The organism is Bacillus cereus group sp. BfR-BA-01408, assembly GCF_022663305.1.
Lineage (GTDB): Bacteria > Bacillota > Bacilli > Bacillales > Bacillaceae_G > Bacillus_A > Bacillus_A pacificus.
The window spans coordinates 1-21,577 of the sequence record NZ_JAKUFF010000004.1; the positions used below are offsets into that span (position 1 = coordinate 1).

The window sequence follows — 21,577 nt, forward strand, 5'->3', positions numbered from 1 at the left end:
GCTATTTTAGCACGCCTTTTTGTTCTACTTCTCTAAAAATATGAGTACAGACTCCGCAATTTGCTCATAACCGATTTCTTGATAAATTTTATTCGATGTCGGATTCGCTAGATCAGTATATAACGTAGTCGTCTTGTACCCTTCATCTAACATACGTTGACTAAGTGCCGCTACACAATTAGATGCGTATCCCTTTTTCCTTGCTTCTTTAGGTGTATATACGAAATTAACTGTTATATTATTTTTAGTTGGACGTGTTTTTGCTGCTACAGAAACAAGTTTCCCGTCTACTTCTAGACCAAATAAACGATGATTAGTAATTAATGTATGTGCCGTTTGTTTTGCTTCTTCTTTCGTAGTAGGAAGATTCACATCTTCACAAAATTGATATATCCACTCTTCTATTAATGTTAGTTCATCACTACTTACTTCTCGAAAAAACCCATCCTCGCTCGGTTTCTTCTTCACTTCTTTCAACTCATATACCCCTTGCTCCATTACCACATTCGTTTTCTTATTTTCTAACACCGCAATCTCTTCTGCTAAGTGCTGTACAACTTTCTTATCACCAATTAACCCAGGAATATCCGGATATATTTTCGTTAACTCTTTTGCAAGCTCCTTGATAGCTACTCCCGAAATTTCAGAAGTTGCAACAATGATTTGTTTCTTCTCTTCTGTTTGAAGAAATACAACCGCAATTTCTTCTCCTTGTTTCGCTATCCCCATAAATATCGGTTGGTGGACCATTTGTAATACGCCTAATATGAGATTATTTTCCTGCTCATTCTTTTCTAGAAATGGTGTAACCTCTTCTTTAAAATTAACAATCTCTTCATATACATGCAATTGAATCATCGACAATCTCTTCTCTCTATTTATAGTTTTATTAAGGTATTGGCGATTAATTCACTAAATTCCTCTTTTACGATTCAATAATATTCGAAGCTAACGTATTCAAATTATTTTCAGCTTGTAAAATTCTCTGTTTTTCCTTTTCAAATACCTCTTCTTCTTGTCGAAATGACTCTTTTCGATTGTTAATCATGCGCTCCATTTCTTTTTTACTTGGCCCACCGTATACATTTCTTTTTTGTATAAAAGCTTCTGGCGATATAATTTCTTTCCACTCTTTTTCTAATAAAGTTATATTAAATTTTTCTTGTAAGTACATATTCACATCTTTCAAATGTAATTCATGAAGCTCCTTTTTCTGCTCCAATAACATATTTGCAATAGCACTCGCTGCATGATGCGCATGCCGAAATGGAATGTCATAGTTTTTTGTTAAAGCATCTGCGAAATCAGTTATCGTAATTGCATGTTTATAGGAACGATTTTTCAACGTTTCTTCCTCTACTTTCATCGTTCGAATAACTGCATTCATAATAGAAAAAACACGAATAGTCTTTCCAATCCCTTTATATAAATACGGCTGCAAGTCATCCTCTGTATCCACAATATCACCAAATGGTGTATTATGAATCATTTGAAATACTGTAAATGCTTCTCCTAAAGCACTACTCGTAATTGCACGGGCGTGTTCAATAGAAACTGGATTTCGCTTTTGCGGCATAATACTACTAATTTGCACATATGGCTTCGCCACAGTAATACCATCATATTCTTTCGTCGCTAATAGTAAGAAGTCATGGATCCATCTGCTCGTATTCGTCATCATTACCATAAGTAAAGAGCTAACTTCTAATAAATAATCCGCTCCAGCAACAGCATCATATGAGTTCTCAATTACATTTGTAAACCCAAGTAAATCGGCAACTCGCTCTCGTTTAATTTGGAAACTTGTTGTAGAAAGCGCAGCGGCTCCCATTGGCGACTGATTTAAAAGTTTGTACGTTTTTTTCATGCGTTCTAAATCTCTCTGCATCGTATCATAAATCGCTAACGTATAATGACCAAATGTCGTTGGCTGTGCTGGTTGTGTATGTGTATAAGCTGGCATAATCGTTTCCTTATGATCAGAAGCAAGTTGCAGCATACTTTCCTGCAATAACAAATGATGTTCCATTAATCGTAATACATACCGTCTTAAACTCATGCGATACATCGTTACACCCATATCATTTCTACTTCTACCAATATGCATATTACTTACAAAATCGCTTTTTGCTTCTTGAGAAATTAAATGTTCCACTAAAAAAAAGAGATCTTCATGCTGCTCTGTATAGAGCAATTGCTCTTCTGGCATTCCCTCTACCTTTTTTAATGCGTGTAATATAACTTTACCTTCTTCCTTTTTCATTAAATTTTCTTCCATCAGCATTGTAATATGCGCTTTATGCACTTGAAACATATCTTTCAATAAGTAATTTCGTTGAAAATTAAATACATGTTGTAATACACAATCCACATATGTTTTCCCAGGGAAATCAGCGCCTTCACTCTTTATAAACTCTTCTTTATTTTGTTTCATCACCTTTTCCCCTTTCACCTAAGTATTACTACCCATCATACCCAGAGATAGCAAAAAAGTGCTTGTATATAAAAATAAACTCGGCGCCTCTGCACCGAGTTTACTTAATAAAAGTCGCATCATACTTATCACTTTGCAACACTTGGAAATGTAAGTTTGCTAAATGTTTCCGTATTTCTGCACTGTCGTCCTCATTTAAATTATTTGCTAAGAACACTATTTCTGTACAGTTCCCGCGTTTATCCATTGCATAAACTGCCTTTGTAACTGTCCATGGCGTATAACCATTTTTTTGGCCTGCATGTCTAAATGTTTTACGATATTTCTTAGCGCTCATATCTGTTTCAACGATATTCGCCCATACTTTTTCTTCAGCTTCTGTTAGGCCACCTTTATGATTTGCCTTTTGAAGCAGTACCATATAATCGTTTGCAGAAGCAGCTGGCAATCGATCTGACCAAATTTTATCGTAACGTTCCTCTAAATAAAGAGGAATTTCCTTCTGTAATAATGGCCCCTTCTTTTTTAAGCGTTCATGAATAATCATTGCATATTCACGATATTGCTCTTGAGACATTTCTTTTAACTTTTTCTCTATTTTATATTTCGGAACATGTAATTCTTTATGCAAATATCCTGGAATGTATAAAGATGAAACGATTGGAAATAGCGGCTGATGTGCTGGAAGCGATAAACTTTGTAAATTCCGATTAATATTATCTAATCCTAACACTTCCATTAAATATTCAGCATTCGCATTCGAACTAAACTTAACCATTCCTTTTGCCACTTCTTCTAAAGAAACCGCTCCTTCAGTTATCTTGCCTGTCTTCTCCAAATATCTTTGCCATCTATCTTGTGCACCACCATCTGTATTCGGTACATAATAACGATTCACGTCATTAATGGAAACAAAACTAGACGAATCAATTTTCCCTTCCGTAACTTGTTTCGTATATTCAAGCGCCACAATTAATTTCATTGTACTAGCAACTGGCAACACAACGTTAGGATTGACAGAATAAACAACTTTATCATTTCTCTTTACTAGAAGCGCACTATTTTTTTCATCTTTATGTTCTTCAATAAAGGATGCAATATACTGTGCATCATCATTATTTGAACTCCACACTTTTTTCACTAAAAAGTTACCCGATATTAGCAAAACGAAAATACCCACAATCACTGCGCATACTATAGTTTTTTTCAAATAAAATTCCTCTCCTATTGTGTAACTCTTCTCTATCTATCTCTTACAAACAAAATAATGGAGATGATTATTTTAGTAATCATCTCCATTATTTTAACTTGTATTCTCCCATTATGTCTACGTCATAATTTTAACGAAATCTTCGAGGAATTTTTTATAATGTAACGACCAACCAATTCGCACCCAATTCTTTAATGCTTTTGAGTCAGGTTGAGGCCGGAAATCAGCAATACTCTCTCCTTTTGCAATTCCAACTGTATCTACATCGACTCGGCGATATACATAATCCAAAAGGGACGGATTTGCCGCAACCATCATTGTAACGACGTCATGTACTGGACTACCTGTTATTTTCGGGTTTAACTTTTTATATGCTTTATAATAATACGTAAATATCGGCTCGATCAACTTATTGAAACTCGTTTTAGAGTGTTTTGTAATATATTTTACCATTTCCGGCGTAATAATAGCTTCAGATGTAACGTTAAGTGGCACTAATGTCACATTCTTAGCATTTTGCATAACTAATTGTGACGCAATGGGATCACCATGAAAATTTGCCTCTGCGACTGGTGTCACATTTCCAGGCATTAAAAAAGCACCGCCCATTATATAATATTCTTTCACAAACTTCATCATCGGCTTTTCTAAAATAAACGCTGTCGCAAGTGTCGTTGACCTGCCAGCATCAACTATAATTAATTCTCCTTTATATTTTTCAAGAATATCAAAAAACACACAAAAAGGCTTTATATTTGGAGAAAGATTTTTCGGAGGACGAATTGGTCCTAAACCTTCTGCCCCGTGAATTTCCGGATAGTATGTTGTAATATCTCCTGATAAAGGAATCTTCGCACCATTAATAACCGGTATATCTTCCCTTCCTGCTAACTGTAATAAATATGCTGCATTACTCGTCGCCTTTTCTTGCGTTACATTTCCATATCCCGTTACTACGCCGACAATATCAATATCAGGATGCAACAATCCATACATAATTGCTAAAGAGTCATCAATTCCCGGGTCTCCTAAAAATAATACTTTTTTCATCGACCTCAACTCCATCCCCCTCAATTGTTATTAATTTATGAATAGTCATTGATATACAGAATAAAAAAGAACAAATTCATACGAAAAAACGCAGTCCTATAAGGACTACGTTTTTCATATAACCTATGCTGTTTTTTTCACAGCACTCATACTTCCAATGATGTAAGCGATAAACGCTAAGCAAATCGGGAAGACAACCGTATGTATACCGAACGGATTTGGGTAGAAAAGATGGATACACATATATGACCCTACTCCAACTACAATAGACGCAAGCGCTCCTGTTGCATTTCCTTTTCTCCAATATAACCCTAATACGATCGGCCAAATGAATGCTGCTTCTAATCCACCGAAAGAAAATAAATTTAACCATATTAAAAAATCTGGTGGTTTAATTGCTGCTGCATAAACGAGCAGCCCTACGATAGCAGTAATCCATAAACTTCCTTTTCTAATCGTACTATCTGTCGCATCTTTATTTATGTAATTCACGTATATATCTTTAATGATTGATGAACTTACAAGTAGCAATAACGAGTTTACTGTAGACATAATGGCTGCCATTGGTGCAGCTAAGAAAACCCCAGCTAGCCACGGTGGCAACACTTCCATCGCGAGTAGCGGCATTACTTTATCTGGTACTGTTATACCTGGAAGTACGACTCGTGCGAACACACCCGTTAAATGCATACCAATCATAATGGTACCCACAACAATCGTCCCAATTATTAACGCTTGATGCATCGCTTTTGAATTTTTATAAGACATGGCACGCACACTAATTTGCGGTAAACCAACAACGCCAATTCCAATTAAAATCCAAAATGATGTCACATATGATTTCGTTAAGCTTCCATCCGCTCCGAATGGTGTAATTAAATTCGGATTGATTTGAACAAGTTCCTGCATAATCTTTTCAATTCCACCACCGGCAACGACAGTAGCGATTAAAATGATTGTCGTCCCAACTAACATAATGATACCTAATAACGTATCTGATAAAGCAACTGCACGAAATCCACCAATTAATACGTACACAAGTACAGAAAAAGTAAATAAAAATAGTGCTGTTGTATAAGAAAGACCCGTTAGCGACTCAATTAATCGGCCACCGCCGACCCACTGAGCTACTGTTGCTGAAAATAAAAAGATAATAATACATAACGCAGAAAGTATGACAACTGCTTTATTATTGTATCTTCCCTTTAAATAATCGATAAGAGTAATAGCTTCCATCTTCCTAGCAATAATGGCAAACTTTTTACCGATAACTGTTAAAACGATATACCCTGTTACAACTTGAATCGCAGATAACAATACCCATCCAAGCCCCATATTGTATGCTATACCAGGGCCACCAATAAAGCTACTAGCACTACCGTACGTAGCAATCATTGTCATTGCTAATAATAAACCACCGAGCTCACGCCCACCTAAAAAATATTCTTGCAAAAACTTATTATGGGCAGTCGCTTGTACACGTCTTGAAGCATATACACCAATTAAAAATACAACGATAAACGAAATTATCATTGGAATGATTACATACCAATTCATCTATTATTCCTCACTTTTTTCTTCCTCATCGAGTGAAATATCTTGAAATACAAAACGAACAACTAAACTAAGTAAAATAACCATAACGATAAAACCAACGATACAGCTATAAAAAAACCATGCTGGAAAACCAAATACATATGTATATTCACTTGGATTTTTACTACCAAGCCCATAAGCAAATCCGTACCATATTATAAAATTGATAATAGCAAGTCCAAGACCAATTAACGCTTCTCTATGGGCGATTCGAAAGCGTGGATCATCATGATAATTCTTCATTTTTCTCCCTCCTCTCACGATGTATTATTGTACCATTGTTCTTCTAGTTTTTCCTACTAGAAAGCAAAAACAAGCAGGATTTTTTATAATCATATAGAAGACTTTCTTACATTACATATTTTTTACAATTGTAACACAAATGAAATTTGAATTTTCAGTATTTGTTAATTATGATTTTAATTAGAGGCTTTCCATCTAGTTTCCACATCCTTGATTTCGGAATAAACGCCGTCTCGTACTGCGTTTACATTATATTTTCAAGGGGGTTATACAATGAGTCAACTAGCTGTAAATCTTCATGAAAAGGTAGAAAAGTTTCTTCAAGGTACAAAAAAGTTATATGTGAATGGATCCTTTATTGAAAGCGCTTCCGGTAAAACATTTAACACACCTAACCCAGCAACTGGCGAAACACTTGCCGTCGTTTCTGAAGCTGGTCGCGAAGATATTCATAAAGCTGTCGTTGCAGCTCGCATGGCTTTTGACGAAGGTCCTTGGTCTCGCATGAGCACTGCTGAGCGAAGCCGGCTTATGTACAAGTTAGCTGATTTAATGGAAGAACATAAAGAAGAGCTTGCACAGCTTGAAACGCTAGATAACGGAAAGCCAATCCGTGAAACAATGGCAGCAGACATACCACTCGCAATTGAACATATGCGCTATTATGCCGGCTGGGCGACGAAAATCGTTGGTCAAACAATCCCTGTTTCCGGTGATTACTTTAACTATACACGCCATGAAGCTGTTGGTGTCGTTGGTCAAATTATCCCTTGGAACTTCCCGCTTCTTATGGCAATGTGGAAAATGGGAGCAGCGCTTGCTACAGGATGTACAATCGTTTTAAAACCTGCAGAACAAACTCCACTATCTGCCTTATACTTAGCTGAATTAATTGAAGAAGCTGGATTCCCGAAAGGTGTTATTAATATCGTTCCTGGATTCGGTGAATCAGCTGGACAAGCTCTTGTTAATCATCCACTCGTTGATAAAATTGCATTTACTGGTTCTACTCCAGTCGGTAAGCAAATTATGCGCCAAGCATCTGAAACATTAAAGCGCGTTACACTTGAGTTAGGCGGTAAATCACCAAATATCATCTTGCCAGATGCTGATTTATCTCGCGCGATTCCTGGTGCACTTTCTGGTGTTATGTTTAACCAAGGACAAGTATGCTCTGCTGGATCACGTTTATTTGTTCCGAAGAAAATGTATGATAATGTCATGGCTGACCTTGTCCTTTACTCTAAAAAATTAAATCAAGGTGCTGGCTTAAGTCCAGAAACTACAATCGGCCCTCTCGTTTCCGAAGAACAACAAAAACGTGTAATGGGCTACATCGAAAAAGGGATTGAAGAAGGCGCTGAAGTACTTTGTGGAGGAAGTAATCCATTCGATCGAGGCTACTTCGTTTCTCCTACAGTATTCGCTGACGTAAATGATGAAATGACGATTGCAAAAGAAGAAATTTTCGGTCCGGTTATTTCTGCAATACCGTTTAACGATATTGATGAAGTAATTGAACGTGCAAATAAATCACAATTTGGCTTAGCGGCTGGTGTGTGGACAGAAAATGTTAAAACAGCACACTACGTTGCAAGTAAAGTACGTGCTGGTACAGTATGGGTAAACTGTTATAACGTCTTTGATGCAGCATCTCCATTTGGAGGATTTAAACAATCCGGTCTTGGTCGTGAAATGGGATCTTACGCATTAAATAACTATACAGAAGTGAAGAGCGTTTGGCTTAACTTAAATTAATGAGAAAGAACCTGACCTATCCGGTCAGGTTCTTTTATTATGTATGTCTTTAAACTTGCAGTCCTCCGCTCACATTCAATACTTCTCCTGTAATATAGGATGCGTATTCTGATGCTAAAAAGGCTGCTGCGTTCGCAATATCTTCTGGCGTTCCAATTCTACCAACTGGAATCGCGCCGACCATCTTTTCTTTCACTTTATCTGGTATCGTTTTTGTCATATCTGTATCCATAAATCCTGGACAAATCGCATTACACGTAATACCAAAATTCCCAACTTCTTTCGCTGCCGTTTTCGTTAAACCTACAACGCCTGCCTTCGTAGCTGCATAGTTTGCTTGACCTATGTTTCCTTCTCTACTAATTGAAGATATATTAATAATACGTCCATACCCTTGTTGTCTCATGTAAAGGAGAGCTGGTTGCATACAATAAAAAACACCAGTTAAGTTCACTTGTAATACTTGTTCCCAAGCAGACTTCTCCATTTTATGTAACATTGCATCTCTTGTAATTCCAGCATTGTTCACCAAAATATGTAATGTACCAAATTTTTGAACCGCATATTCAATTAACGACTTCGCTTCATTTTGATTACTCACATCACATCGATATGAGCACACTTCATATCCTTCGTCCGATAACTCACGTGTCGTTTTTTGTAGCTTCTCTTCATTTACGTCGCTAATTAATACTTTCGCCCCTAGCTTTGCATACACCCGTGCAATCTCTTTTCCAATTCCCTGTGCAGCTCCTGTTACAACAGCTGTTTTCCCATTTAAAAACTCCATTCCTATCCCCCATTTCTATTACTTATACTGTATATTTCGGCTTTTTACTTTCCAATTCCTCTTTGTATAAAAAAGTCTATTTGTGTCAAACTAACTTTGCAACGCCGCATAAAGTGAAACTTTAATCAGTGGGGGTTTTCTCCATCCCCCACTGATTATTAGCCCTCACCAATCGGACTTTTATGGGCAGTTGATCCCCTACCTAACTTCTTTACTTTCGCTGAATTTTGAGGTGGGGGTCTTACTGCCCATTAAAGCGGGATAAAGTGTAAGGAGATTGTGTCGAATGAACAAAAAAAATTTCAAACAAAACAAAGCTACTGATGGCATTGATGTTGAGTTCTCTCGTGAACTCGCTGATCACGATGACTTAGAAGCGAACGCACGTGCAAATGCCGCTGATGCACGTCAAAAACGCCAGTCAACAGAAAAATAAGGAAAGCACAACCTTATTCTTTTCAACAGGGACCTACTACCCAACAAAATAAACCGAGAAACATCTCTCGGTTTATTTTTGATATTTTTTTGTATAATGTGCCAAAGTAAGTAGCGGATAAATTTGGGCATAGCTATGATAACGAATATAAAACCCACCAGGTAAACCTGTTCCAGTAGGATATTTTTCATTCACATAAGGATTCGCAAGCAAATATGAAACGCCTTTTCGAATAGTTGGTGTTTCTTTATCATAGTAAGAAATGAGAGCATCTAACGCCCATGCTGTTTGAGATGGTGTACTAAATGGTAAAGTAACGAATCTTTTCTCCACACTACTTTGGCATGATTCTCCCCATCCACCATCTTCATGCTGTATATGTTCAAGCCATAAAGCTGCTCGTTTCAATGATGGATTGTTAGATGGAATTCCGAGTGACCGTAAACCAGTCATAACAGCCCACGTACCATATATATAACAAATCCCCCATTTCCCATACCAGGATCCATTTCTCTCTTGTACATTCATTAACCAATTTATCGCACTTTGTTTTTGTTTCTTAGGTAATTCATTTTGCGTATATGTCCCGAAAAGCTCTAACACTCTTCCTGTAATATCTGGTGTGGAAGGATCCGTAATCATATCACTTGCATTTTCGATTGGTAAATTCGCTAATAATTTGCTCGTCACACCTTTTTCAAACGCTCCCCAGCCACCATCATTATTTTGTAATCCTTTAATCCAATTGACCCCTTTCTTCCAAGCATTATCTATATTTTCGTTTCCTCTACTCCTTGCCAACGCTCTTAGCACAGCTGTTGTATCATCGACATCTGGAATTGTCGTATTTACATCCGAAAAACCCCAACCACCTGGAGTAAGTGCGAGAGCATGTACGCTCCAATCAGCTTTTTTTGTATGCTGTTTTTTCAATAAATATGTTATTGTCTGTTGAATCATCTTGTGATCTTTCGGAACGTGGGCCTCTTGTAACGCATAGCTGAGTAAAGCTGTATCCCATACGGTCGAAGGAGAGTTTTGCAAGTGACTCCCTCTTTCCATCTTCCATATATAAGATGTTATCCCAGCTATAGCCTTTTGAATCAGTGATGATTGAAGAGAATGCCCTAACGCAAGTAAAGCATAAATCATATAAAACGAGGCAGTTGCGTAACTATATAACGTTCCATTTTCATCAATACGCTCTTTCATGAAACGTTCGACTTCCTCATATCCTTTATGATGTAACGAGAGTGGATACGAGATAATTTGTTTTACATCACTTAATAACGTTTGAAACAACGGAGACCGATCCTCCCGAAACCATTCTCCGCCCCCGCCCGCAATGTGATTTAAATTTGGCAATAACTTTTTCCCTACTCGAAATCTTTTATTTAAACACACCATCATCGGAATTAAATGGATACGTGCTGAGCTACTCAATTCAAATATACTGAGGGGGGAATCATTCTGTAGAAACATGATTGGTGTTGGTAAATGAAAGAGTGAAGGATATTCATATTCTCCATGAATTGCTAATAAAAACTTCGTCATAAAATGAGCACGCGCCACGCCTCCGCGTTCCTTAATAAAACTTTCCGCTCGCTTCATATTCGCATCTTCTTTTGTATATTTTTTCGATGCTAGCAAGGCCGCATAAGATTGAATGGTAGCTGATAAATTACCTCCCACTTCATCTTCATACAATTTCCACGTTCCTTCATTTGTTTGAAGTGATGCTAACCTTTTTACAAACGGTTCTATCTCTTTATCTCTACCTAATAATTTTAATAAAAAAATCATATGGCAATCTGTTAATGGAGCTCCTTCAAAACAAAATCGCCACGTACCATCTTGCCGTTGCATCGTTTGAAGTGCAGTTGCTCTTCTCGCTATTTCTTCATGCGCTTTTTCATATAATAACAAGTTACTCACCCACCCTTTCGAAATCCGTATAACGATATTCAAGAAAGCAGCTGAATATGTATGAATACAAAGAAAAGCAGAACATATAAGATGCTCTGCTCATAAACAATATCCTACTCCGACAATAATCCCTAATAAAGCACCAACTACTACTTCATACGGCGTATGCCCGACAAGCTCATTTAACTTCTTATATTCTGTTTGTCTACCGTGAAAAAACTCATTCAATATTTTCGCCTGTTTACTTACTGCCAGCCTTACTCCTGAAGCGTCATACATAACTATAATGGCAAAAATAGCAGCAATTGCAAATAAAGTACTTTCCACACCTTCCACAACGCCAACACCTGTCGCCAGTGCTGTAACAGTTGAAGCATGAGAACTTGGCATCCCACCTGAAGCGAAAAACTTTGCAAAATCAAATTCACCCGTTTTGAATAATTTAAAGACTACTTTCGTTAATTGTGCTAAAAACCATGAAATTACAGCGGCCATAAGCGGATCGTTATGTAAAATTGTTTCCACGTTCTCAGCTCCCTACTAGCTATAATGGAAATCCTATAGTATCAGTATAAAGAAAAATGCGTAGAAAATACTACGCATTACGATACTTTTGCTGATTTATTTTTTATAAATTTCGGTTGTTTCTGCACTAAGAACTTTGTTTTCGCTACCGAGAATACAACTAATGCAACCCATATACAGAAAAATGCAATCATATGAGTAGATGTGAAATGTTCACCAAATACGAATACACCTAAAATCAAACTAATTGTTGGCGCAATATATTGTAAAAAACCTACCATATAAAGTGGAATAAGTTGGGCTCCTTTTGCAAAATAAAAAAGTGGCAATGCTGTAACAATGCCCGCTCCTATTAATAGTAATGTCGATAACATTGAGATAGAGCCAAATGAGCCGAAACCATGTACTCCTGTCATTACTAGATAAATAATCGCAAACGGTGTCACTAACATCGTTTCCATCGTAAGTCCAATTGTCGCATCATAGTTTAACAATTTTTTTGTTAATCCATATAATCCAAATGAAAGGGCAAGTGATAAAGAAACCCATGGAATAGCCCCGAAACGTACTGTTAAAATAATAACTCCTACTCCAGCTAAACCAACTGCAACGTATTGCCAAAAGTTTAACTTTTCCTTTAAAACGACTGTACCAAGTAAAATACTAATAAGCGGATTAATATAATAGCCAAGACTTGCTTCAATGACATGATTATGATTAACGGCCCATATGTAGACAAACCAGTTTCCGCTAATCAAGACTGAAGCTATTGTTAATGACATTAATAATTTAGGTCGTTTAAAAAGATTCATGAACTCTCCAATAAACTGACGAAATCTCTTCGTAACACCTAATACGATTAACATAAACACGAACGCCCAAACGATGCGGTGTGCTAATATTTCATCTGCTGGGACTTCCTCAACCCATTTCCAATAGATTGGTAGTATTCCCCACATCGTATACGCACCAGCCGCATATATAATCCCTTTTTTTTGCTCTGCTGATTGATTCCCCATCTTCCTTTTTCTCCTCTTCTCATTTTTTCTCCATTATACGTTCCCACGTGCTCACTTTACCAATAATCAATCTGCATTTCTTTCGACATTTCTCATACAACGAATAATAAACATACCGTTATTACAACAAGTAACGGTATGCCGAAAACAAATTTCTTTTTATGAGTTTTATGATGAAACATATACATACCAATCCAAGCTCCAACTGCTCCCCCAGCTGCTGCTGATAAAAACAACGTACTTTCTGGCGTTCTCCACTGTTTCTTCTTCGCTTTTCGTTTATCAAGCCCCATAAGGCTAAAAGCTATAACGTTAATAATAATAAAATAAATCCATTTCATCGCTTTCTCTCCCTATGAAAAATTCGCTTAATGGTAACATGAAAAAATGATGGAAACAACTGAAGAACGCTTTTTATTGATTAGTTACCTTCATATTTACATAGCCAATTAAACAGAAAGATGTTATGGGCAAGATCTTATATTTCATTCCCTTCACCCACTACCATAGCATCGAAAAAACTTCTCTCAATCTCTTTTTCATCAAAATGAAGAACTACGATTAGCCCCACATATAAAGAAACGAAATTTAGAAACCATTCCTCATTATCATCTTTCTTAGCTAAACATTTAAATATCTCTTGAAATTGCATACGCTCGTCTACAGCAATAATCGGTCGCACGCCAAAATATTTCAATACAAGATGTAGGTTTAGCTGCACGGATAATGATAAAATATACTTTAATAGCTCCGTATAATGAGCAACATTTTTTTCACTATATAACTTCACAAGCTCTTGATGTAAAGTAGAAATCGATAATTCTTCTTTAGTCACTTTTGTTGCTTCTATCATTTCAATCATCTTTTTCATATCCATTACATTTACCCCTCCTGTTGCAAAACAAAAGCCAAAGTGTATTTATTTTATAATCAGCAATAATTGAGTATTTCTCGCCTCTCTTTCTTCTTCACTTACTAAGTCATACTTTTTTAAAAGGTGAAATACATCATTTAACATTTCTTGTGAGTGATTACCTTGCAAAAATTTTTTTAACCCTTTAAAAATATCTTCAGATAAAAAAATCTTTTGACTTTCAAGTTTATTCATTACATCTTCAATAGAATGATCGATATTACACGCCATAAAAAATTCCTCCTCTATCCTTTATAAATAATATCTTCTGCTAACGATGTAAACACTTCTCCAACAAGAGAATCTTCATCATATACAGATGAACCGCTATTTTCTTCACGTTTTGCAAAAGGTACTTGTGCGATTACTTCTGTTTGCAATTGTTCTGCTAACATTTCGCCGCCGCCTTTTCCAAACAGATAATTTTTCGATCCATCTTGTTCTTCATAATAAGCCATGTTTTCCACAATCCCTAAAATCTCGTGTTTCGTATGTTTTGCCATTACGCCTACTCTAGATGCTACGAATGAAGCTACATTATGTGGTGTTGTAACAATAATTTCTTTCGCCTGCGGAATCATTGCTGCAACATCAATAGCAACATCTCCTGTACCAGGTGGTAAATCAAGAAGTAAATAATCTAATTCTCCCCAGTGCGTATTCGCAAGGAAATTTTGAATCCATTTATTTAACATCGGTCCGCGCCACATAACCGGATTATTTCCTTCTGTAAAAAATCCCATCGACATGATTTTAACACCGTGACTAATAACTGGAATTACTGTTTGATCAATCATCGTTGGTTTTTGATTCGTTTCCATCATAGCTGGAATGCTAAAACCATATATATCTGCATCTAATATCCCCACTTTTTTGCCCATACGAGCTAAAGCTGTTGCAAGATTAATTGTTACAGTTGATTTTCCGACTCCACCTTTTCCGCTCGTTACAGTAATAAAACGTACTCCTGAATCAGGACGAAGCATGCTCGGCATACCAGTTTCTGTTCTACTATTTTTCTTTAACTTCTCTGTTAAAGCTGCACGTTCTTCACTTGTCATAGAACCGAATGTCAAATCTACTTTAGAGGCACCAATTGCGTGAAGTGATTCTTCAATATCTTGTTGAATTTTTGCTTTTAACGGACAACCTTGAATCGTTAGCACTACTTCAAGTTTAACCTCTGTTCCATTCATTTGTATATTTCTAACCATGTTTAACTCTACAATACTTTTGTGTAATTCTGGATCCTCTACATGTTTTAACGCATTCATTATTTGTTCTTGAGTAATCATAAAACTCATCCCTTCTCGTATTCTAATTTATCCGACTTTAACTACTAATCAGTGGGGGATGAAGAACCCCCCCACTGATTAAAGTTTCACTTTATATACAACATCTTCTTGTCGTTGCAAGAAACACTTATTATCCACCACTAACAGGCGGGATAAATGCGACGATATCTCCAGCTTGTATCATCTCTTCATTCGTTACAAACTCTTCATTAACAGCCACCATCACTCTATCAAGCGATTGTAAACTATAGTTTGCTTTGAGCCATTCTTTTAATTGCTGCACTGTCATTTCTTCTTTTTCTGAAATTACGAATCGATCTAATCCGACTTCCTCACGCAAATTTGCAAACAGTAAAATTGTAATCATTTTCTCATTCTTCCTTCTTCGGTTTTCCTGCTGGATATGGTGTATTTTCAAGTTGATCGCCAATCCACATCGTCCCATCTTCCCAAAATTCTTTTTTCCATATTGGGACGATTCGCTTTATACGTTCAATTGCGTATTCATTCGCTTCATAAGCTACTTTGCGATGCGGTGATGAAACTGCAATGACTACCGCAATATCCATTATTTCTAGCCGGCCTACTCGGTGAGTAATTGCTACTTTTGCATCCGGCCATCTTTCACTAATTTCTTCACCAATTCTCATAAGTTGCTTTACTGCCATCGGTTTATATGCTTCATACTCTAAATGTAGCGTTCGTTTTCCTTTTGTTAATTCTCTCACTGTACCAATAAAAGTTGTAATCGCACCTGCCTCTCTTCTTGCAACTTTATTCGTTACTTCTTCAACTACAATCGGTATATCAACAATCTCAAATAGCACTTGTCCCATTGGAACCACCTCTCACTTTGCGAAATGTCCAAGGCCATTCACTACCTTCGTTATCTTCCAATAAAAGAACATCCACAAACATATCTTTTTTATATCCTCTTGTCCCACCTGGTAATACGATAAAAATATTCGATTCTGCTAATGAAGAGACCGAGCTAGATTTATCAAATCCTGAAGGACAAGCAATTAACTGACCTTCGTTATATGTCAGTTTCGCTCGTACAAATCTTGTAAATGGATTTGGCTTTAGAAAGTCTTCTCCTAATAACGCTTTTTCTCTCTTTACATGTGCTTTTTCACTAAACATATACGTCCGAATACAAGGTCTTACAAATAATTCAAACCCTACGTAACAAGCAGATGGATTTCCTGATAAACCAAATAATAACTTGCCATTTAATTGTGCTACAGTCGTAACACTTCCTGGCCTCATTGCAACTTTATTGAAAAGAACAGATGCACCTAACTCTTCATATATAGCTGGTAAATAATCGTAATCCCCTACTGATACACCGCCTGTTGTAATGAGCATATCTACTTGGCCAAGCGCTTCTTTTACAGCTTTGAAACATGTATGAAAATCATCGCTAAACTTCCCAAAATATTTTACTCTTCCGCCCGCTCTTCGAATTTGAGACAATATCATATACGTATTACTGTTTCGGATTTTCCCTGGCTGTAATGAATCGTTTACGTCCAGTAATTCACTTCCAGTCGCTAATAGTCCAATTACAGGCTTTCTAGCCACCGGTACCTCGCTATACCCAAACGTAGCAAGAAGAGCTGAAATACCTGGATGAATGTATGACCCTTTCTTTGCAAGAACCGTGCCTCTACGAGCATCTTCACCTTGAAAAGAAATATTGTCGCCCGTTTTGAATGATCGCTTCACTTCCATATATTTGTTGCCATCCTCCTCATATTGACGAGTTAGCTCTAACATAACAACCGCATCACACCCATTCGGAATTTGCGCTCCTGTCATAATTCGAACTGCTTGAAATGGACCTACTTTCTCATCGAATAGCGATCCTGCACCGATTTCACCCACTACTTCAAATACACTTGGAGTTTCATAACTTGCTAAATCCGTATCTTTTGCTCTAATAGCAAACCCGTCATACGGTGAACGATTAAATGACGGCACATCATGGTCAGCTACTAAATCCTCTGCTAATATACGTCCATAAGCTAATTCAATAGGTAGTAGCTCCTTTAAGCCGTTATGAGCAAATCCCATCACTTTACGAACAGCCTCTTCAACTGTGATTGGTACTCTTCTTTCCATTGTTGACAACCCTTTCTATTAGCCAAATACGCGATAATATAGTTGTTTCGCTTTCGAAATATCATTTGTGCCATGAATAAAAACACGACCATCCCGAAAAACAACGATGCGGTACTCATCTAATTGGCAAGATAGTAAATACGGATTCCGATCTACTTCCCCCACTTTTTTTAATACTTTTTCTATATCATCAAAATTGTATTTTCTATTGTCTACTGGTCTAATTTGAACTGTATTTCTTCCGCATAAAGCAGCTATCTTCGTTTGGTTTTCATATGATAAATAAGGATAAGTTCGATTCAAACCACATGAGAGACAAGCGTCTGTTTTTATTTTCCCTAGTTTTATAAAATGGTTTTGATTACTCCATATATCAAACATGAAAAATGTTTTTCTAATAGCTGCAAAATCTTCTACTAAAATTTTGAGTGCTTCCGCCACTTGATATGCTGCGACGATTTGTACAGTCGGGCTAATAATTCCAGCTGTATCACACGTCACACCTGTAACTGGAACGTTCTTCAGCACACAATGTAAACACGGTGTCTCTTGGGGAATAATTGTATAACTCATACCGTACGAGCCAACGCAAGAACCATATACCCACGGGATATTATGTTTTTGTGATAAGTCATTTATTATAAATCGGATATCGAAATTATCTGTTGCATCAATGATTACATCGACATTTTCTAATAGCCCTTCCAAGTTTTCTACACATGCATCCATTACGAAAGCATGTATTTGTACTTCCGCATTAAGTTTTTCTAGCCGATTTTTAGCAGCGATTGCTTTTGGCAATTTCTCTCTTGCATCTTGTTCAGAGTACAATTGTTGCCTTTGTAAATTACTCCATTCAACGTAATCACGATCTATAATCGTCAACTTGCCAATACCTGCACGTACGAAACTTTCGGCACTTGCACTTCCTAATGCGCCTACTCCTACAATTAACACATGTTTATTTCGAATTTTTTCTTGCCCTCTACTCCCAATTGGTTTAAACAAATGTTGTCGTGAATACCGCTCAGCCATTACATACCCTTCCTCTCACGAACTCTATTTCATATTAGAATGTTGTTTTTGATAACAAGCAAAGTACGCAAATCCAACAAAACCAGCTCCGCCAATTACATTTCCGATAAAGACAGGAACAAAATTTTTAGCAAGATCCATCCATGTCAGATGACCTGCAAAAATAACTGCTGAGATGACAAACATATTTGCTACCACTTGCTGAAATCCAATCACTACAAATGCCATAATTGGAATCCAAATTCCGATTATTTTTCCGACAAAATCACTCGTCCCATAAGCGAGCCAAAGCGCCAAACAAACGAGCCAATTACACCCAATTGCTAAAATTAAAGTTCTCCCAAATGATTCATGTAACTTTCCTTCTGCTATCGCTACCGTTTTATTTAAATAATCTCCCTCTGTTAATCCGCCAAGATGACCGAAACAATACGCTACGAAAATAGCTCCTACAAAATTCATGAAAGTAATCCAAATCCAGTTATTTAGCACACTAACCAATGTAATTTTCTTTGCATATAGCGCCATAGATAGTGACATCATATTTCCGGTAATTAATTCTCCTCCTGCTAATACGACGAGCATGAGTCCAACAGGAAAAACCGCTCCTCCTAAAACATTCACTAAACTCCCCCAGCGCTCAGGCAAATTACCTAAAACGCGAATGTTAAGTAAAAAACCTAGCGAAATAAACGCTCCTCCTAAAAAACCGAGAATAAGCATTGCTGGCAAGGTCTGACTTACTTTTTGAACACCGGCCTCAATTACAAGCTCAGCAATTTGTTCCGGTTTATGAAATGCCATTACTAATTCCTCCATTTTCTCCAAATAAAAAAGCAGCTTCAAAAAACCTCCTCAAAATAAAGGTTTTTGAATGCTGCTTAATTTCTCTGCACATCTTTTACAGAGAGATCAATCATCACTTTTACTATAAAATAGAAAATCTACAAACGTTGCACATCTTCCATTTTGTATATACTGCATCATAGTGTCACTTATATATATCAACCACCAATATGTGACATTTCAATTTTAGGTGCTCTTTTTTTACTTGTATGACTTAAGCGTTCATCTGAATAACGATCTTCTCGGTTGTTCCATATATCGCGTACAACATCTGTTATTTCCTCGTCAGTGTATTCTGATCGAAGCAGTTCTTTCAAATCATTTCCTTTAGAAGCGAATAAACAAGTATATAATTTTCCTTCTGCAGAAATACGAGCTCTCGTACATGAGGAGCAGAAGGAGTCTGTTACTGATGAAATAATACCTATTTCTTCATCACTTCCAATATAACGATAGCGAGTCGCAACCTCTCCTGTATAATTCGCTTCTATTCGTTCTAATGGCATAACTTGATGAATCGTATCTACTATTTCTTGTTTAGAGACAACCTCTTTTAAATCCCAACCGTTATAATTTCCAACGTCCATATACTCAATAAAACGAAGAATATGTTTATTTTCCTTAAAGTATTGCGCCATCTGCAAGATATCCTGTTCGTTTTTCCCCTTTTGAACGACCATGTTTATTTTAATTTTCATACCGACTTCAGCTGCAGCTTGTATTCCTTCCAGAACCCTTTGTACTTTGCTTCTATTACCATTCAAATAGAAAAACCGCTCTTCTTCTAAGGAATCTAAACTAACTGTCACACGTGATAAACCCGCCTTATATAAATCAGGAGCAAACTTTTTAAGTAACGATCCATTAGTTGTTAAACCGATATCCTCCACACCATTTATTTTATTCAGGCGCTCGATAAGCTGCGGAAGACCTCTTCGAAGTAACGGTTCTCCGCCTGTAATCCGTAATTTTCTAACACCTAAAGAAACGAAAATACGCGTTATCCTTTCAATTTCATCAAAAGATAAAATTTTATCATTAGACAAAAACGAGTAATCCGGACCAAATATTTCTTCTGGCATACAATATCGACAGCGAAAATTACAGCGATCAGTAACTGAAATACGTAAATCCTTTAACGGACGTTGTAGTTTGTCTAATGTGACAGATTTCATATTTATTGCCTCGCTTTTACTTATTTTATATTTAAAACACGCTCCGGATGCGTATATACATTTAAGGATTCATTCCGAATAAACCCTATCGTAGTAATACCTAATTCTTCAGCTAGCTGTAAAGCCAACTCAGTTGGAGCTGATTTTGACAGTATAATTTCACAACCAATTTTTGCAACCTTCAATAGTATTTCCGAAGAAATACGACCACTAAAAACAATGATTTTATCTCTTATAGAAATATTATTTTTTAAGCAATAACCGTAAATTTTATCTAACGCATTATGTCTACCGATATCCATTCGGCTTAAAATAATACCATTCACATTGCACAAAGATGCATTATGAACGCCGCCTGTATGATGAAATGTCTCTGCAGATTGCTGCATTTCTTTCATTAATCGAAAACAGTCTTCTGCAGCAACCTGTACATGAACGCCATTCATTTTCTTTGCGCTTAATGCATCATTTGCAAAAACAAACCCTTGTCTACTCATGCCACAGCATGAAGTAATATAGCGTTTATTTTGCATTTGTTCGTAATACGGATTTACTTTTGTCGTCGTGACATGTACAAATCCTTCTTTCTCTTGTACCCATATGTCATCAATATCTTCATATTTCCGAATAATTCCTTCAGATGCTAGGAAGCCTATTACCATATCTTCTATATATTCTGGAGTACTAACCATTGTAACAAACTCCTGTCCGTTCATTTTAATCGTGACTGGAAACTCTGTTACAATGCTGTCCTCTATATGCTTAAACGCCCCTTGTTCATAACGAAAGATTTCTCTTTCTACCTGTATCGGTTTCACGATCAGTATCCTTCTCTCACGTTATATTTTTATCAAAAACAAATACCGAAACTGCAATATCTTCTTCTACTTTCATATCTGAAAACAAATTCACTAATTTCGCTCCAACAAGTTCCTCCAAATGTTCACGGGAATTCGCAGCATACACTTCTTGAATCATTTTCGTTCTAGCCATATGAACCATTTCCGCACCGTCCATCGTACTTGAAATGAATTTCTCAGTAGGTGTTAAGTTTCCGTAAAGAGTCGCAATCGCCATATTTTCAGCAAAAACAGTATGAATTCGTTCTGGCCCTTTTCCGAAAAGTTCCTTTCGAAGTTTTCGAATCATATCATTAAATTCATGTACTTTTTTTGACATACCATTATACCTCCCAAAAGCCT

24 protein-coding genes are annotated in these 21,577 nt (G+C 36.8%); 2 read left to right on the forward strand and 22 right to left on the reverse strand.

Features of this window, described 5'->3' with window-relative positions; genetic code table 11:
* Positions 1-24: 24 nt before the first annotated feature.
* From MR083_RS03605 to MR083_RS03630, 6 genes are all read right to left on the reverse strand, one after another.
* The gene (locus MR083_RS03605; protein WP_000615396.1) at positions 25-858 is read right to left on the reverse strand and encodes a GNAT family N-acetyltransferase; all 834 of its coding nucleotides are present in this window, start codon (positions 856-858) and stop codon (positions 25-27) included.
* 67 nt (positions 859-925) lie between these two features.
* Positions 926-2,434, reverse strand: a complete 1,509-nt coding sequence (argH, locus tag MR083_RS03610; protein WP_046647784.1) for an argininosuccinate lyase — start codon at positions 2,432-2,434, stop codon at positions 926-928.
* A gap of 100 nt (positions 2,435-2,534) precedes the next feature.
* Positions 2,535-3,644, reverse strand: coding sequence for a serine hydrolase (locus MR083_RS03615; protein ID WP_000751370.1), 1,110 nt, complete (start codon positions 3,642-3,644; stop codon positions 2,535-2,537).
* A 117-nt stretch (positions 3,645-3,761) separates the two neighbouring features.
* Positions 3,762-4,703: a nucleoside hydrolase gene (locus tag MR083_RS03620; protein ID WP_306470986.1), complete on the reverse strand. Its 942-nt coding sequence runs from the start codon at positions 4,701-4,703 to the stop codon at positions 3,762-3,764.
* A 114-nt stretch (positions 4,704-4,817) separates the two neighbouring features.
* Complete coding sequence (gene panF / locus MR083_RS03625; protein WP_001104831.1) at positions 4,818-6,251, reverse strand: sodium/pantothenate symporter; 1,434 nt, start codon at positions 6,249-6,251, stop codon at positions 4,818-4,820.
* 3 nt (positions 6,252-6,254) lie between these two features.
* Positions 6,255-6,533 (reverse strand): YhdT family protein, encoded by a 279-nt coding sequence (locus MR083_RS03630; protein WP_000800722.1) that lies wholly within the window; start codon positions 6,531-6,533, stop codon positions 6,255-6,257.
* A 273-nt stretch (positions 6,534-6,806) separates the two neighbouring features.
* On the opposite strand from MR083_RS03630, the gene dhaS reads away from it, so the two are divergent.
* Complete coding sequence (gene dhaS / locus MR083_RS03635) at positions 6,807-8,291, forward strand: aldehyde dehydrogenase DhaS (RefSeq protein WP_000080292.1); 1,485 nt, start codon at positions 6,807-6,809, stop codon at positions 8,289-8,291.
* A gap of 49 nt (positions 8,292-8,340) precedes the next feature.
* Here dhaS and fabG read toward each other — a convergent pair whose 3' ends face one another.
* Entirely contained in the window at positions 8,341-9,081 is a 741-nt protein-coding gene (fabG, locus tag MR083_RS03640; RefSeq protein WP_000395028.1) for a 3-oxoacyl-ACP reductase FabG, read from the reverse strand.
* A gap of 286 nt (positions 9,082-9,367) precedes the next feature.
* On the opposite strand from fabG, the gene MR083_RS03645 reads away from it, so the two are divergent.
* Positions 9,368-9,517, forward strand: a complete 150-nt coding sequence (locus MR083_RS03645; RefSeq protein WP_001035807.1) for a YfhD family protein — start codon at positions 9,368-9,370, stop codon at positions 9,515-9,517.
* Positions 9,518-9,589: 72 nt separating this feature from the next.
* Here MR083_RS03645 and MR083_RS03650 read toward each other — a convergent pair whose 3' ends face one another.
* The 15 genes from MR083_RS03650 to MR083_RS03720 form a co-directional block, all read right to left on the reverse strand.
* Complete coding sequence (locus MR083_RS03650; protein WP_242268576.1) at positions 9,590-11,443, reverse strand: terpene cyclase/mutase family protein; 1,854 nt, start codon at positions 11,441-11,443, stop codon at positions 9,590-9,592.
* A 99-nt stretch (positions 11,444-11,542) separates the two neighbouring features.
* Positions 11,543-11,968 (reverse strand): divergent PAP2 family protein, encoded by a 426-nt coding sequence (locus MR083_RS03655; protein ID WP_000447815.1) that lies wholly within the window; start codon positions 11,966-11,968, stop codon positions 11,543-11,545.
* Positions 11,969-12,045: 77 nt separating this feature from the next.
* Positions 12,046-12,987 (reverse strand): EamA family transporter RarD, encoded by a 942-nt coding sequence (gene rarD, locus MR083_RS03660; RefSeq protein WP_000528116.1) that lies wholly within the window; start codon positions 12,985-12,987, stop codon positions 12,046-12,048.
* A gap of 92 nt (positions 12,988-13,079) precedes the next feature.
* On the reverse strand, positions 13,080-13,328 hold the full coding sequence (locus MR083_RS03665) for a DUF1294 domain-containing protein (RefSeq protein WP_000871327.1): 249 nt from the start codon (positions 13,326-13,328) through the stop codon (positions 13,080-13,082).
* A gap of 137 nt (positions 13,329-13,465) precedes the next feature.
* Positions 13,466-13,864 carry a hypothetical protein gene (locus MR083_RS03670; protein ID WP_000367286.1) on the reverse strand — a complete coding sequence of 133 codons (399 nt, stop codon included), beginning with the start codon at positions 13,862-13,864 and terminating at the stop codon, positions 13,466-13,468.
* A 42-nt stretch (positions 13,865-13,906) separates the two neighbouring features.
* Complete coding sequence (locus MR083_RS03675) at positions 13,907-14,131, reverse strand: hypothetical protein (protein ID WP_000752372.1); 225 nt, start codon at positions 14,129-14,131, stop codon at positions 13,907-13,909.
* A gap of 14 nt (positions 14,132-14,145) precedes the next feature.
* Entirely contained in the window at positions 14,146-15,195 is a 1,050-nt protein-coding gene (locus MR083_RS03680; protein WP_000632625.1) for a P-loop NTPase, read from the reverse strand.
* Between the two features lie 130 nt (positions 15,196-15,325).
* Positions 15,326-15,562: a molybdopterin converting factor subunit 1 gene (moaD, locus tag MR083_RS03685; protein ID WP_000628475.1), complete on the reverse strand. Its 237-nt coding sequence runs from the start codon at positions 15,560-15,562 to the stop codon at positions 15,326-15,328.
* A gap of 4 nt (positions 15,563-15,566) precedes the next feature.
* Complete coding sequence (gene moaE / locus MR083_RS03690; protein ID WP_000531876.1) at positions 15,567-16,031, reverse strand: molybdopterin synthase catalytic subunit MoaE; 465 nt, start codon at positions 16,029-16,031, stop codon at positions 15,567-15,569.
* Positions 16,012-17,319 (reverse strand): molybdopterin molybdotransferase MoeA, encoded by a 1,308-nt coding sequence (moeA, locus tag MR083_RS03695; RefSeq protein ID WP_000442211.1) that lies wholly within the window; start codon positions 17,317-17,319, stop codon positions 16,012-16,014. The genes moaE and moeA overlap by 20 nt, the downstream gene beginning before the upstream one ends.
* A gap of 18 nt (positions 17,320-17,337) precedes the next feature.
* A complete protein-coding gene (locus MR083_RS03700) occupies positions 17,338-18,354 on the reverse strand; it encodes a molybdopterin-synthase adenylyltransferase MoeB (RefSeq protein WP_000840941.1) in 1,017 nt (338 codons plus the stop codon).
* A 24-nt stretch (positions 18,355-18,378) separates the two neighbouring features.
* Complete coding sequence (locus MR083_RS03705; protein ID WP_000864003.1) at positions 18,379-19,158, reverse strand: formate channel; 780 nt, start codon at positions 19,156-19,158, stop codon at positions 18,379-18,381.
* Positions 19,159-19,358: 200 nt separating this feature from the next.
* Positions 19,359-20,375 carry a GTP 3',8-cyclase MoaA gene (moaA, locus tag MR083_RS03710; protein ID WP_242268577.1) on the reverse strand — a complete coding sequence of 339 codons (1,017 nt, stop codon included), beginning with the start codon at positions 20,373-20,375 and terminating at the stop codon, positions 19,359-19,361.
* Positions 20,376-20,395: 20 nt separating this feature from the next.
* Positions 20,396-21,193 carry a formate dehydrogenase accessory sulfurtransferase FdhD gene (gene fdhD / locus MR083_RS03715; protein WP_000802679.1) on the reverse strand — a complete coding sequence of 266 codons (798 nt, stop codon included), beginning with the start codon at positions 21,191-21,193 and terminating at the stop codon, positions 20,396-20,398.
* 16 nt (positions 21,194-21,209) lie between these two features.
* A complete protein-coding gene (locus MR083_RS03720; protein ID WP_000039582.1) occupies positions 21,210-21,554 on the reverse strand; it encodes a Na-translocating system protein MpsC family protein in 345 nt (114 codons plus the stop codon).
* Between the last annotated feature and the right edge of the window lie 23 nt (positions 21,555-21,577).